10 protein-coding genes are annotated in these 14707 nt (G+C 46.5%); 7 read left to right on the forward strand and 3 right to left on the reverse strand.

Annotated elements, in window-relative coordinates; translation table 11 throughout:
* Positions 1 to 46: 46 nt before the first annotated feature.
* On the reverse strand, positions 47 to 3145 hold the full coding sequence (locus ACU70B_RS04295) for a PAS domain S-box protein (RefSeq protein WP_447185111.1): 3099 nt from the start codon (positions 3143 to 3145) through the stop codon (positions 47 to 49).
* A gap of 457 nt (positions 3146 to 3602) precedes the next feature.
* Here ACU70B_RS04295 and ACU70B_RS04300 point away from each other — a divergent pair, with 457 nt between their 5' ends.
* The 4 genes from ACU70B_RS04300 to ACU70B_RS04315 all read left to right on the forward strand — a co-directional run bounded on the left by ACU70B_RS04300 (position 3603) and on the right by ACU70B_RS04315 (position 8867).
* Positions 3603 to 4748: a stalk domain-containing protein gene (locus ACU70B_RS04300; RefSeq protein WP_447185112.1), complete on the forward strand. Its 1146-nt coding sequence runs from the start codon at positions 3603 to 3605 to the stop codon at positions 4746 to 4748.
* A gap of 399 nt (positions 4749 to 5147) precedes the next feature.
* The gene (locus ACU70B_RS04305; protein WP_447185113.1) at positions 5148 to 6194 is read left to right on the forward strand and encodes a CoA transferase subunit A; all 1047 of its coding nucleotides are present in this window, start codon (positions 5148 to 5150) and stop codon (positions 6192 to 6194) included.
* Between the two features lie 18 nt (positions 6195 to 6212).
* Positions 6213 to 6992: a CoA-transferase subunit beta gene (locus ACU70B_RS04310; protein WP_447185114.1), complete on the forward strand. Its 780-nt coding sequence runs from the start codon at positions 6213 to 6215 to the stop codon at positions 6990 to 6992.
* A 42-nt stretch (positions 6993 to 7034) separates the two neighbouring features.
* Complete coding sequence (locus tag ACU70B_RS04315; protein ID WP_447185115.1) at positions 7035 to 8867, forward strand: acyl-CoA dehydrogenase family protein; 1833 nt, start codon at positions 7035 to 7037, stop codon at positions 8865 to 8867.
* Positions 8868 to 8967: 100 nt separating this feature from the next.
* On the opposite strand, the gene ACU70B_RS04320 is transcribed toward ACU70B_RS04315, so the two are convergent.
* The gene (locus tag ACU70B_RS04320) at positions 8968 to 9615 is read right to left on the reverse strand and encodes an acetate uptake transporter (protein ID WP_447185116.1); all 648 of its coding nucleotides are present in this window, start codon (positions 9613 to 9615) and stop codon (positions 8968 to 8970) included.
* A 659-nt stretch (positions 9616 to 10274) separates the two neighbouring features.
* On the opposite strand from ACU70B_RS04320, the gene ACU70B_RS04325 reads away from it, so the two are divergent.
* The 3 genes from ACU70B_RS04325 to ACU70B_RS04335 all read left to right on the forward strand — a co-directional run bounded on the left by ACU70B_RS04325 (position 10275) and on the right by ACU70B_RS04335 (position 13701).
* On the forward strand, positions 10275 to 12116 hold the full coding sequence (locus ACU70B_RS04325; RefSeq protein ID WP_447185117.1) for an acyl-CoA dehydrogenase family protein: 1842 nt from the start codon (positions 10275 to 10277) through the stop codon (positions 12114 to 12116).
* A 358-nt stretch (positions 12117 to 12474) separates the two neighbouring features.
* On the forward strand, positions 12475 to 12969 hold the full coding sequence (locus ACU70B_RS04330) for a MerR family transcriptional regulator (protein WP_447185118.1): 495 nt from the start codon (positions 12475 to 12477) through the stop codon (positions 12967 to 12969).
* A gap of 429 nt (positions 12970 to 13398) precedes the next feature.
* A complete protein-coding gene (locus tag ACU70B_RS04335) occupies positions 13399 to 13701 on the forward strand; it encodes a hypothetical protein (protein WP_447185119.1) in 303 nt (100 codons plus the stop codon).
* Between the two features lie 177 nt (positions 13702 to 13878).
* Here ACU70B_RS04335 and ACU70B_RS04340 read toward each other — a convergent pair whose 3' ends face one another.
* On the reverse strand, positions 13879 to 14700 hold the full coding sequence (locus tag ACU70B_RS04340) for a hypothetical protein (protein ID WP_447185120.1): 822 nt from the start codon (positions 14698 to 14700) through the stop codon (positions 13879 to 13881).
* Positions 14701 to 14707: the final 7 nt, after the last annotated feature.

The following is a 14707-nucleotide window of genomic DNA, read 5'->3' on the forward strand; positions in this document are numbered from 1 at the left end:
TAACAAATTATAACCTTATATAGCAGTTAATGTCGACCGGAATTGTTCAACCAACCTGCTGGTTGGCCTCTTCGTAGAGCTGATACAGTTGTTCCAAAGCATGCTTAATATTTGGAAATGAGGCCTCCCGGGCGGCCTTTTCGATTAAGGCGGCACTGCTGGAAATCTCCTTGAAGCCATACATCCCGGCCGTACCTTTAATATCATGGCTGATACTTTTTATAGCCTGTAAATCACGATTTTCGAAAGCCAACCCGAGATTGTCAACCATGTCTTCAAGCTGGGCCATAAACTCGGGTAACAGCTCGTTTATAAAGTTATTAAGCTCGGGGTCATGGTTATGACCGGGAGGTATGCCGGTGTTAAAATGCTGCCTGATTTCCCGGGCCAGCTCCTCAGACTTAAAGGGCTTGGCGATGTAAGAGGTGCAGCCGCTGGCCAGACATTTCTCCCGGTCACCAGTCATGGCGTGAGCGGTCATGGCTATTATAGGAATATCCCGCAGTTCTTCATACTGGCGTATCATGCGGGTAGCTTCATAGCCGTCCATTACCGGCATTTGCATATCCATCAAAAGTACGTCGAAATGCCTTTCCTGCAAAAGTCTTAGGCAATCCAGCCCATTGTTGGCCAGAGTTACTTCAAAACCGTAGTTTATCAACATCTGGGAGACTATCTTCTGGTTAAGGTCGTTATCCTCCACCAGTAAAATCTTAACCGGAGTAAAACCCAGCACCAGCTTGTCCTCGAAACGGTCGTCGCTATAAAGACCGGACTCGTTAGCTGCTTCGGGCTGGGAGATAATTTCCACCGGGATTTTTATAGAAAAAGTAGTCCCGACCCCTTCCTCACTGGTAAGGTTAATAGTACCTTTCATCAAATCTACATATCTTTTACTGATATACAGGCCAAGACCAGTGCCCCCATACTGGCGGGAGGTAGAATTATCTACCTGGGTAAAAGGATTAAAAATGTTTTTGAATTCATATTCGGGAATACCGATACCGGTATCGGAAATTATCGTAGAGAGATAGAACAGGTCGTCCTCTTCTTCCAAAGCGGCAGTAAAGCTTATATATCCCCGATTGGTAAATTTAATCGCATTGTAAAAAAGATTGCTTAAAATCTGACGTAGTTTGGCCTCATCTACCCGGATGAGAGCCGGGATATCGGCAGATATGTCAAGTTTAACCTGCAGCCCCTTATTCTTGAGCAGTGGTTCTATATTATTGACCAGACGATTGAATATATTGACGGGGTTACATACCCGGGGGTGCAGCTCCATCAGGGACAGCTCAATCTTGGACATGTCCAGGATATCGTTGATTATATTAAGCAATTGTTCACCGCATTCACGTATGATTTCCACGTTTTCGTTTTGGACATTGTCCAGTTTGCTCTCGTGCAGCAGATCCACCGCTCCTAAGATACCTATCATGGGGGTGCGTATTTCGTGACTCATATTAGCAAGAAACTGGCTTTTAGCCATATTGGCAGCCTGAGCCTGTTCCCGGTTTTTTACCAGTTCGGTGATATCGGTTGATATGACAACTGCTCCGCTTACGCTTCCGTTCTCTTGCAGAGAATCGATGCGATGCATGAAATGGCGGCCGATACCGTCAATATAGAGAATGGTTTCCCCCTGCCAACTCCGCCCGGCCAGCACGTCGTCCAGCATTTGCTTGAAATCCGCCTCCCTCATAGCCAGTATATTCTGGATATTATTGCTGCAGCATTGGGGTGCGGCTTTTGAGTTGATGAGCTCCTGAGCCTGTCGGTTTAAGAACAGTACTTTGCCTTTGGTATCCAGTGCGATTATACTTTCTTGAATGTTTTCTAATATGTAAGCCTGGTAGTGCGCCCATTTGTCGGCAATTATTTTTTCCGTTACATCTACAAGATTCGATTCAATTTCTTCCGTATAGGGGTTTAAACGTGCAAATAATTCAATTGTCTTTATGCTATTATCGCGACAGCGGGCTTCAAAATAATAGTTGGATATAATATGTTCGTCCTGCAGAAGCTTGGTAAAGGCATTTCTTTCCTCCGGGTTGGCCCATACATCTTGGGAAGGAAGGCCAATAAGATCACTGGCCCGATTATAGCCCATTATATGAGCAACTATTTCGTTGGTCATTATAATTTCGGAACCGTCTAATTTGCTGGTCAATAATCCCACCTGGGCATTGTTGTAGAGCGTATGATACTTTTCTTCAGATGTTTTCAGCTTGTTTTCCAGCTCCAGGTCACGCTCTATATTTACAGCAATGGCTACCGCTCCCCGGAAAGTACCATATTCATCAAAAATGGGTGAGTTATGGGCGCTGACGTGTATAACCCCGTTTTTAGCCAGCATTCGGAAACGGAAGCTGAAGGGACCATGGCGGACTTGCTGGATAACCAAATGCATATCTCTTTTATCATCGGGGTAAACCCATTCCAGGCAATTTGTACCTACGAACTGTTCCGGATCCCAGCCGGTATGTTCCTTGATCGCACCGTTCATGTACTGGAGGATGCCGTTTTCATTATAAATGAATATGACATTATAAGAGTTCTCGACTATATCGCGGTATAATTTTTCCGATGTGGTCAGCGCTTGCTCCATCTTTATGCGTTTACTGACATCCCAACTGCTTATTACGATCTTGTCCAGGTGACCTTTATTATGTATGGGAATAGCCGTATGCTCCAGATAGATAGGGCTACCGTCTTTTTTCCTCAACTGCCTTGTACCGGATAATGACCCGATATTATTTATATTGTCAAATGGCTGCTCCTTATCAATGAATAAGATACTCGGAAGAATATCATCTTTTAAAACTTCTTCCGCCGTGTAACCAAGAACGTCCTTAATTGCCTGATTAACATAAACAAAGCGCTTTTCCCCCACATCAAAAATGGTTACTATTTCCCGTGCCTTGTCAAGACTGGCAGAAATGAATGCTTCGGCTGAGCGCAGTTTTATAACCAAATAGGCCAGAAAAGCAGCCATGATCAGAAACCATATAAACAGGGGAGTCAGGGCATGAACGGTCCATGCAGGCGAGAAGACATGATAAGGGTTTTCTTTCCATATAAAGCCCGCGATGACCAGGGTAAGCAAAAGGAGAATATTAATGTGAAGTTTTACTTTTGACGACAAGGTTTTTTCACCATCCCGAATTTTAATGAAATGAAAGATAATATAGATGCTAAATAAAAGATTACACCATGGTTTTTAAAAAATGTGTCTGCTTATGGTTCCTGCCGATGCAATATTTTTAGGGTTTTATGTTGAATTCATAGGTAAATACTCTTCTTTTTTGGGTTACTCTTAAGATTAAGCCGATTATTCACGCTTATTGACGTAAAAGTGCAAGCTTTGTATGAAAAAAATCATAATAATAACGGGCAGGATTTTGATGGAAGCAAAGGGAATTAAAAAAGTATTGTGGAAATTGTATGGAGGTGCAGAACTGTTGTTAGGATTTAATAAGAAAATAGCGCCCGGGAGGGCATTGATGCCCCCCAGGTTCGCTGTTAAGGTAGCAGATTGCCCGGATGGTCACAGATTGACGCTGTTTTTTTTCAGGCTGCTAGCTAAGAAAGCATGGCAGGTAATGGCATTATTTCTAGTTCTGGGAACATTTACCCTGGCTGCTGCGGCGAACCTGCATGCAGCAGAGCCGATAAGCATACATATCGATGGCAAAGTTGTTCAATCTGATGTTGCGCCCGTAATTGTAAATGACCGAACTATGGTTCCGGTACGGGTAATCAGTGAAGAGTTAGGACGGGACGTATACTGGCAGCCGGATAAGCGTCAGGTAATAATTACTACTCCCGGAGTTAACCGTGAGCTTCCTCTGGTCAGTTCTCCCACTGACATGGGGGTGAGGATATTTGTTGACGGCCGTTATATCGAAACGGGCGGACAGCCGGTGCCATTTATCTTGAAAGACCGAACTATGGTTCCCCTGCGGGTAATTGCTGAGGGCTTGGGGATGGAGGTGGAGTGGGAAAAAGATATTCGCCGGGTTGTAATCACCACACTCCCGCCGATAGATAATGAAGTTGTCGACCGGAACCCTGCAACAGGGGAAAACCCGCCTGCTAAAGAGCCGGTTGGGAATGGAGAGCCTGACCCCGCCATTAATTATGGCCTTACCATTATGGGTGCGGCCGAAGCGGGAAGGGCTGAGCTGCTGGCAATTATGCAAAAGAACAACCCGGCCGCACCACGGGAACTGGTTGACCTGTACCTGCAAATAGGTAAAGAATATGGGGTTAGAGGGGATGTTGCATTCTGCCAGGCTGCCAAGGAAACCGGGTGGTGGAAATTCGGGGGACTGGTACAGCCCTACCAGTATAATTACTGTGGACTGGGGGCTACTGGGAGCGCAGCTACCGGCGAAGAAGACCTCATGGGAGCTGACCCTGCCCGGGTGAGATATGAAGCCGAAGTTCACGGTGCCATCTTTGACAGCCCGGCTACCGGGGTAGAAGCCCACATCCAGCATCTGTATGCTTATGCCTGCAAGGCACCCCTGCCCGCAGGCAAGGTTCTGGTCGATCCCCGTTTTATCAAGCCTACCCGGGGGATCGCATCCCGCTGGATTGACCTGGGAGGTAAATGGGCTTTTCCTGGTTTTGATAGGGTGAAATATGAAAATGACTTTCAGAGGGCTTTTGCCAATTATGATACCTATGGTCACAGCATATTAAAGGATTATTATCAAAAAATTCTGGATATTAAGACAAATTAACCTCATGTCCCAAGGATATACGATGCAGCCACCAATGATAATGGATTAAAGGGAGAGTTAACCACTATTAAAAAACCTTAAGAATTCTATGTTGATCCGTGCAATCTTTGGTCATGAAAATCAGGATGACCGGCAGGATACTCGCTATCAGAGTGTCCTGCCTTTTTACATTCATTTCTTATATTTCCTTAATTTATCTTTTGCATTGAATTAACCATTTCCTGCCTTTATAATAATAGTAAAAATATTACGGTTTACAACTTTTTTGCCACAAACTACCTGTCGAATTGTCCCACAATTCCATCAAATTAGATGTTATCGAATAGCATGGGGGGTGATATTCGAGTACATGGGCTTTTCTACGCAACACCAAAAATACAAAAAAGGAGGCCAGATTTTATGGGTTATCAGTATGTAACAGAGGAGCAAATGCAGCGGCTTGTCGATTTTAAAGGAGCCCGTGAATATCATCTTAAGAAAAAACGGGACAAGGTCGATAAAAGAATGAGTTTGAGCGAGGCGGTAGGGCGGTTTGTTGAGGATGGGGACATCTTTGCCGAAACTGGTTTTGCTTATGTCCGTGCCCCTCTGCAAGCATATTTTGAGATGATTCGCCAGGAGAAAAAGAATCTGGTGGGTATTGGCTCACCTATGTCCAACTGTTCATATTTAATGGCCCTGGGTTTGATGAAAGCAATCCACCTGTCTTATATCGGAGTGGAAATGAGAGGCAACGACAAGAATTTTGCCCGGGTTATAAAAACCAAACAGGCGGAAATCGTATCCATCTGGAGCCATGGTGCTATGGCTCTGGGTTTTAAAGCTGCTCAACTGGGTGCCCCGTTTATAGCATCCAAGCAACTGCTGGGTTCGGATATGTTAAAACAAAACCCTTATGTTAAAGTGATTGATAGTCCGGTGGGCAAGGACAACGACCCGGTCTGCCTGATCCCGGCTCTTTTTCCTGATATTTGCGTCATTCATGTTCAAAAAGCGGACCGCTACGGCAATGCCATAATCGATGGGCCGGCCGTGAATGATATTGCTCTGGCTGCCGCCTGCCGCAGGGTCATTGTCACTGCGGAAAGAATCGTACCGGAGATGGCTATACGGGAGAATACCAGTGGGTCGATACCTTTCTGGTATGTAGACGCGGTAGTTGATATGCCCTATGGAGCATTGCCGGGCTGCTGCCCGGGGTACTACTATTGGGCCCGTGAATGGTGGGAATGGCTGGTTCGCTGCTCCACACCGTCGGCCGAAGCGGTGCAAGATTTCTTTGACTACTGGGTTTACAGCACCAAAGACCAGTATGATTTTATTGAAAAATTGGGGGGCATTCGCTTTATAGATAAGGCGCGCCAGTTGATGGAAGCTGCTGAAGCCGATATTGATGACTCCCAGATTAGCTTTGCCTACCAGGAAGTCATTCCCCAACGGAATTAGGAAAGGAGGTAATAGTCTATGAGTAAAACAGCGCCTGCGAACCCCCTGGAGATGCTGGCCTACAATATTTCCCTGCAGATTGAAAACGGGCAGATTGTTTATGTGGGGACCGGGTTGCCCATGGTTGGAGCCTTATTGGCAGCCAAGACTCATGCTCCCCACATAACCATGGTATACGAAAGCGGTGGTCAGGATCCCTTGGAGGGTGATATGCCCTGGTCGGTGGGATGTCCCTTCACTTTCCGCAAATCCCCGATGGTAATGGAAATGGCCGCCTCATTTGGTCAGTGTGCTTTGGGATATGTCGATATAGCGTTTCAGGGCGGAGCGCAAATAGACATGTATGGCAATGTCAACACTTCTGTAATCGGCTCTTATGATAATCTGAAATCCATATTGCCGGGGAGCGGAGGGGGCAACGATATTGGATCCCTAACTGAAAAGTCGGTGCTGGTTGGTTTGCAAACCCCGGATCGCTTTCCCGCCCGGGTTGACTTTATAACTACGCCCGGTTACCTGGATGGCGGCGATTCGCGGGAGAAGGCGGGGCTAATCGGAGGCCCGGTAGCAGTGGTTACCCAGTGCGGTGTTTTTGATTTTGAGCCGGTAAGCAAGCGTATGCGAATAAAGGCTCTGAACCCGGGAATGACCGTGGAAATTGCCCAAGCCTGCACCGGATTTGAACTGCTGGTTCCTGACGAGGTTGTGACTATCCCGGTTCCCAGCGAAGAGATTCTGGAGATATTGCGCCGGGATGTTGACGCCCGTGCGGTCTTCACCAAAATGCCGGGAAGCTGATTAGATAGAGAAATAGTTTGTGAGTTTAGGGGGGTACTGTATTTGGCAACCAATTTTATTTATTCATCCCGGGATCATAAATTTATACTCAAAGAATGGCTGGATATGGAGAAGATTTTTAATTTCGAAGAATTCAAGGATTGCTATAGTGTTGATGATATAGACAATATTTTGGATCAGGCTTTAAAGGTGGCAAGGGAAATAACCGCCCCCAGCAGGGACGATAATGAGAAGGTTCAGGCCAGGTTTGACGAGGGCAAAGTAACGGTTCCGGCTTCCTTTAAAGAGGCTTATCGGTTCCTAAACCAAAACGGGTGGGGGGCCAGCAACGAGAATGAAGAAACGGAAGGGCACCTGCCCCAGACCCTTTTCCGGGCCTGCACCGAATATCAAATAGCCGCCAACGCGGCTTTAATGCCCTACATACTTGCTTCGGCCGGAGCGGCAGGGCTTATTGCCCATTATGGCAGCGAAAAGGTAAAAAATTTATTTAAGGAGAAGATGTACAGCGGAGATTGGAGCGGCACCATGTGCCTGACCGAACCCAATGCCGGTTCGGACGTGGGAGACCTGTTAACCCGGGCCTATCCGACGGACGAGGAAGGTGTTTACCGGATAAAGGGCACCAAATGTTTTATCACCGGTGGCGATCAGGACATTACCGAAAATATTATCCACCTGGTACTGGCCCGGGTTGAAGGCGCCAAACCTGGTACGAAAGGCATATCTTTGTTTGTGGTACCTAAAATGTGGGTGGATGATGACGGCAACATAGCCGGCAGCAATGATGTCAATTGTATAGGTATCGAACATAAGATGGGAATTAAGGGCTCCGCCACATGTGTTATGGCTTTTGGCGAGGATAGCCGGTGCCGGGGGTATATCCTGGGCAATCCTCCGAATGCCGAAGGCAAAGGTGAGGGGATGGCCCAGATGTTTCAGATGATGAATGGAGCGCGGATGGAGACCGGTCATGCGGCATTGGCTGAAACCGTGCTGGCCTATTATAATGCAGTGGCCTATGCCAGCGAGCGCATTCAAGGCCGGCCTATAACCAATCCCCGGTCAGAAAGACAGCCGATTATAAAACATGAAGATATCAGGCGGATGCTGCTGGATCTTAAAGCCTATGTGGAAGCTATGCGCGCGCTCATATTTAAGACCTATTACTATTTCGATGTGGCTGCCTGTTCCAAGGATCAGGATGAAGTTCAGCGGGTGAAGGCTCGCATCGAGGTCAACACGCCCATCGTAAAGGCTTACTGTTCCGATCGGGCGTGGGAATTAACGGCTGAAGCCATGCAGGTTTTCGGGGGCAATGGTTATTCTGAAGAATATCCCGTAGCTGAGCTGTGTAGAGATGTTAAGATTTACTCCATATGGGAAGGGACAAACTATATACAATCAATGGATTTGATAGGGCGCAAATGGATGATGGGTAAGGGGAAAGTTTTTGCCGATTGGCTGGCGGAGATTGAAGAATTCGCAGCAGCTAATGCCGCTGAAGCCGGATTGGAAAAAGACATGGCTATATTGAAGCGGGCAGTGGAAGCCTATAAAGAGATACAAACCACCATAGCCTCTTATTTCATGAATCAGCAAATCTCGATGATGCCGCTTTATGCTACCAGGATTCTGCAGGCCAGCGGGGATTTGATTTGTGGACAGCTGCTGCTGGAACAGGCCGTATTGGCTGGGAAGAAGATTGATGAACTAGGCAACGACCATTATGATTATCCTTTTTATAGCGGCAAGGTAATGGCGGCCCGGTATTTTATCCGCAATATTGTACCGAACCTGTTTAAAACCCTGGAAGTGGTTAAAGAAGGTGACACCTCGGTTCTCGACATTAAAGAGGAGGCTTTTACGGTTTAGACTTATAATAAAAATTCGTGGAAAGGGTGCTTGACCCTTTCCACGAGCGCATAAAGAAGCAGGCTTGATAGTTGACGCCTGCTTTTTATGCCATTTATATTTAATATTTTGCCTGGGCAGCCCTGGTCCAGGGACCAAAAGGCGCGCCGATGGGCAGTACCGTGTATCCGTAGTGGGTATTGAGTACCGTAGCGGCTGAGCCGTAAAAAGAGAATATGGAGATACCAAGTTCAGCATAGGCAGCCAGTACGTGCCATGCTTCTCCGCCCCATCCCAGAGTGCTCATAAATAATCCCAGGAAAAGCAAATCAATAAGGAAGAAAATAATAAAGAGTACTTTGTTGGCGCCCATGGCTCCGACAGTCATGTATACGGTAAAAATAAAATAACCCAGGAAGGCAAACCCCAGTTGAGCGGTATCTATTACCGCGTCCGGGTTCATTCCGAACATACCATTCCCTATCATCCAGGTCATTGCTACTCCGAACCAGAAGAAGCCGTAACCACAAAATGCAGTAGCGCCAAAGGTATTGTTATGTTTAAAATCAAAAAGGCCAGCAACGAATTGGGCTGTTGCACCCAGGAAGATGGCCCAGGGAATAATAAAAGCAGTTCCATCAGTAATCCCCAATTTCTGCGTACACGCTACCAGGGTCACCATAGCTAATCCCAATAATCCCAATGGTGACGGATTGGCAACCACCTCTTGAATATGCCCGCTAATTTTTGTTTCGTTTGAGTTTGCCATAATTCCCTCCCTAATAATCTACAGATTTTGATGTTTACAAAGGTATCCGGCCTGCCCCTCCTTTCCGTTAGTGAAATAAATATTTTTTATTCCACATGTATATTCAACACCATTTCGCAAAATCCTGTTGAGTTTGTGACATTTTTCATTTTTTGCTCTGAGTAAACCTGACGGAACGATCAGAACTGTCATTCTTCTGCAAAATCTGGTGATAGACCTTAACATTGGAATTTCCTTTTTGCTTTACTCATGCCGGGGTGAAGGATATAATAAATATATAGCAGATAAATGGCATATTGTGAATGGTATGGCAATAAAGACAATTAAAGGATTCTTTGTGCCATTCAAGAGAATCAAGGCTAAGCTGATTTTATGGGTTTTTAAGGATACTCTTCAGTTTAATCCGTTAGGGTGGAAGCAGGCGCCGTTACCAGGCGGGTTTCGGTATCTGCTGAGGTCTTGCTGGAGAGGCGATTCCTGATTATAGGGGGTGATTGGGGGGAGTTTTAAGCTTTTGCCGGATAGGCGTTTACTTGGGGGAAGTTTGTTTTATTAGAGAAAAGGGGGAGCTTCCTTAAAATAGGGGATGCGATATTATTTCAATCTGCTGTCTATGCTTGTTTGGGGGGCCTCCTTAAAAATGGAGGGAGTATAGAAAGATGGCTGCTAATTTTGCATATCAAAACATCAGAGATTTTGAGTTTATTATTCAAGAATGGCTACCCACAGAACAGATTTTTAATTATCCTCAGTTTGCCGATTACTATTCGAAAGATGATGTAAAATCAGTTCTGCAACCAATACTTAAGCTGGCCAAAGAAGTTGTGGAGCCCACTAATGAAGATGGAGACAAGAACCCGGTCAAATTAGAAAACGGTAAAGTAACCCTGCCGCCTACCTTTGGACCGCTGTTTAAGCAGCTGCAGCAAGAAGGATGGGGAACCAGTAATATTGACGAATCAGAAGACGCCATGGTTCTGCCCCACATCCTGCATTCCATGGTATGGGAGATGCTGGCTGCCGCCAATCCCACCTTTGGACCTTATATTATTCTGACCAGTGGCGCTGCCGGTCTGATTCAAAGTTTTGGCGATGACCATCTGAAGGAAATGTTCCTGCCTAAGATGATGGATGGAACTTGGTCCGGGACCATGTGTTTGACCGAACCTACTGCCGGTTCCGACGTCGGGGATATTTTGTCCAGGGCTTATCCTACCGATGATCCCCGCTTATTCAAAATCAAAGGCAGCAAAATATTTATAACCGGCGGAGACAATGACTTCACGGAAAACATTATTCACCTTTATCTCGCCCGGGTAGAAGGGGCAAAATCAGGAACCAAGGGAATATCGCTGTTTGTTGTACCCAAATACTGGGTTAACGAGGATGGCAGCCTGGGCGAACTGAATGATGTCGAAACTACGGCGGCGGAACATAAACTGGGACAGCACGGTTCCTGTACGGCGGCCCTTTCCTTTGGCGAAAACAACACTTGCCGGGGCTGGCTGCTGGGCAAAAATCCGCTGGAAAATGATGGTGCCGGTGAAGGTATGGCCCAGATGTTCCAGATGATGAACGGTGCCCGCATGGAGACCGGACATGCTGCTCTTTCCTGTATCGCCAATGCCTACTATAATGCCCGCGACTATGCCAAAGAAAGAATTCAGGGCCGCCCGCTGACCAATCCCAAGGGCGACCGGGTAACTATTATAAACCATGAAGACATCAAACGCGCCCTGCTCTGCGGCAAGGCTCATGTTGAAGCCATGCGCGCTATGATGTACAAAATCTATTTTGCCTTTGATGTACGTCACTGCGACCCCGATCCCGAAGTAAGGGCCAAGGCCAATGACCTGGTAGAAGTTGCTACTCCGCTCTGCAAAGCTTATCCTTCGGACGAAGCCTGGTGGCTGATCGGCGAAGCCATTCAATGTTATGGCGGCTATGGATACTGTGAAGAATACCCGGTAGCTCAGATTGCCCGGGATGTCAAGATTTACTCCATTTGGGAAGGAACCAACTTCATCCAGTCCATGGACCTCATTGGACGTAAATGGATGCTGAAGAAAGGCGCAGCCTTTGGAGCGTTTGTTCAGGAAATGAGAGATTTCTTTGAAGCCAACAAGGGTGTGGAAGGCTTTGAAAGAGAATTTGAAAACCTGGGCCGGGCGCTGGATGCTTATACCCAGATTCAAATGGCTATCGGCGGCTATTTTGGCAACAAGCAATATGGAATGATGCCGCTTTATTCCCGCCGTATCCTGACCGCAACTGCGCAGCTTTTCTGTGGCCGCCTGATACTTGACCAGGCCTTGCTGGCTGCCAAGAAAGCCCAGGAGGTTGGGGCGGGCCACTTTGACTACGAATTCTATACCGGCAAGGTAGCCGTTGCCCGTTACTACCTGAGAAATGTTGTTCCTAATGTATGGGCGGTAGCGGAAATTGTTAAGGATGGAGATACCTCAGTTTTAGACGTTCCTATTGGAGCATTCGAATACTAACATTTATCCGGTTGGCCCCCACTGCGGTGGGGGCTTTTTTTTTGATGTAAGGCAGGCAACAAAGGGGCGGCTCTGCTGGTCCGGACACCCATGTAAAAAAAAAGCCGTCCTATTCAGGACGGTAATGCTCATATATATTTACCAAGTACTTGTTATATGAGCATTTAAAGAGAGGGAAGGGAAAGTAAGGCTTACAATAAAGTTAATTATCAAGTTGATAGTGAACTTAAAAATTTTGGCTGCTATGAGGGGTACTTCACAATTTGTTGTAAGCTTAAGATTGCCGATTTTACAGGTTTGGAACTTTATTGCTGCGCCTGATAACAATCTATGAAGTGAGAGGGGGAAAGGTGCTACTTTGGAAGAAAGATTTTATAAAATTGGTGAAGTGGCAGAAATTTTGGAAATAGAACAGCATACTTTGCGCTACCTGGAGAATTCGCTCAAATTAAAAATAAAACGTAACGAACGGGGTGACCGTCTCTATACTGATTCCGACCTTGATACCTTAAGGCTGGTTCTGCAGTTAAAAAGCAGGGGACTTAACACTACGGCAATAAAGCTGGCTTTGGAAAATACCGAGGAAGCTGAAGAAACTGGTATCGCCCCCAGCAGTGCCGGTGCAGCTCTGGATTTGGTCGAGATGGTGTCCCTGGCCCGGCAGATCAGGGAACAGAATACGGAATTACTGCAGCAGAATCGTCGTTTAGAACAAAGAATGGAAAAATTGGAACAAAAGGTAGAGCAGCGCAATCTGGAAAGGGAAAAGAAGATAGATGAGTTCTTGAATCTTTGGAAGGCTGAGCAACAAGAAGGCCGGAAATCCTGGCTATCCCGCCTGAGGGGAAAATGAGGGGATGGGGAAGGGACTCGCCCTCTATCCTGATACTTGCCAGTTGCATTAAAAGGGGAAAAGCTTCCGCTTTAGCTTGTTTCAGGCAAAACGGCCGCCTACTACTTTGGTGGTAGGCTCGGGTGCCAAAGGTGGCACTTAAACTGGGCCGACCGGGGCAGAAAAAATTCTACTTTTGCATAATATAATTTGATAGGGGATTTCCCTATACTGTGATTATAAGAAAGAAGCGCTGCTATGCTCTCCGTATAAAAAGCAAGCCACCCCAATGATTTCGAAATCATCGGGGTGGCTTTATTGTACCCAATTAAATTTTACCAGGGAAAATGGTGTCAGAAAATAAAAAAAGTCCTTGGATGAGGATATAAAATCCTTTTTCCTGTTTTTATGGTATTATAATGCTAAGCTCATACTAAGGGGTATTGTCAAATGAAAAACGAAGAAAAAATCCTCATCATCCTTGAATCTATACAGTCAGACATTAAATCTCTTAAAGAGGGCCAGGCTAATCTGGAGAAAGGCCAGGCTAATCTGGAGAAAGGCCAAGCCGATTTGCAAATAGGGCTGGCTGATTTGCAAATCGGCCAAGCCAGCCTTGAAGCCGGTCAAGCTAAGTTGCAGAATGATGTTGCGGATATTAAACGTGATATAAGAGAAATTTGGTCTGACATTAAACGGCTTGATAAACGTCTCACTGCCCAGGAAAAGGAACTGGACTCTCTTCGCAGATAAAAAGCCCTGATGAGGATCCTCCCGGAAATTTTTCAAATCAAGCGGCAGACAAAGCGGATGAAACAGGCTGGTTTGTCTGCTGCTTTTTTATGCCGCTGCTAATTATAGCTGGGTATTCACAAGTAACAACAGACCAAAATGTCCTGGAGGGGAAATCCTCACCCCTCCGGAACACCTTTACTCCTCGCCCTTGAATCCCGATATGAAATCACAGGGGTCGGTGCATTCGGAGCACTTTTTATGTTGTATTTTAAGCTGCGGCTGGCGCAGGGCTTCTTTGACCAGGCCAAGCAGGTATAACGACTGCTCCTCGTTTTCATATTCCACGGCCAGCATTACCGCTCCTTCCATGCCGCCTACACCGCCGCCGGCCACTTGGACGGCATCAAGACCGGTTAAAATCTTTATGCTCTCAATTTCGGTAATAACCGTACTATTGGGCACTATCATGTAACCGGTTTTCAATCCGAAACGGTGACCGATATGGTACCGGCCCATTAATTTTTCTGCTTCCCGGCAGGAAGGAATCAGTTTTTCCCGGCCTACCGGGGTTATCATCTGTATTCCCTGGGCTTTCAGTATACCCATGGCATTGCCGATCGTTCCTCCAGTCGGGTCAGCCATTAATATTCCTACATTCCCTTCCGGATCCAGGGCATTGGCTCCCTTGATAAATATATCACCGGGTGCCATGGAACGTATAAAGTCCAGCCAGTTATCTGTTTTTATCAGGCGCCCCCTTTCGATGCAGAAGGGCCCCCGGCGCTCATTGACAGCGGTGGAGCAGGCACATTGCTGAGTTGTAACACCGGCAACATAGGCTCCGGGCTTATCAAGCCTTATATTGAGCAATTCCTGGGCAACGGCTATATTGCCGGTACCGGCGCCGATAAAAATCTTTCCCCGCCGGAAAGCGTTTTCTACCTCGGGAAGCACTTTTACCGCCTTGGCGATGAGATGTTTGGACGCAGCCGGATGAAGAGCAAAAGTAGTAATCACTGCATAT

It is taken from the genome of Syntrophomonas curvata (assembly GCF_052976825.1).

Coding starts and splice junctions, on each gene's coding strand:
- ACU70B_RS04300 (WP_447185112.1), top strand. CDS start 3,603: ATGGCATTATTTCTAGTTCTGGGAACATTTACCCTGGCTGCTGCGGCG.
- ACU70B_RS04305 (WP_447185113.1), top strand. CDS start 5,148: ATGGGTTATCAGTATGTAACAGAGGAGCAAATGCAGCGGCTTGTCGAT.
- ACU70B_RS04310 (WP_447185114.1), top strand. CDS start 6,213: ATGAGTAAAACAGCGCCTGCGAACCCCCTGGAGATGCTGGCCTACAAT.
- ACU70B_RS04320 (WP_447185116.1), bottom strand. CDS start 9,615: ATGGCAAACTCAAACGAAACAAAAATTAGCGGGCATATTCAAGAGGTG.
- ACU70B_RS04325 (WP_447185117.1), top strand. CDS start 10,275: ATGGCTGCTAATTTTGCATATCAAAACATCAGAGATTTTGAGTTTATT.
- ACU70B_RS04335 (WP_447185119.1), top strand. CDS start 13,399: ATGAAAAACGAAGAAAAAATCCTCATCATCCTTGAATCTATACAGTCA.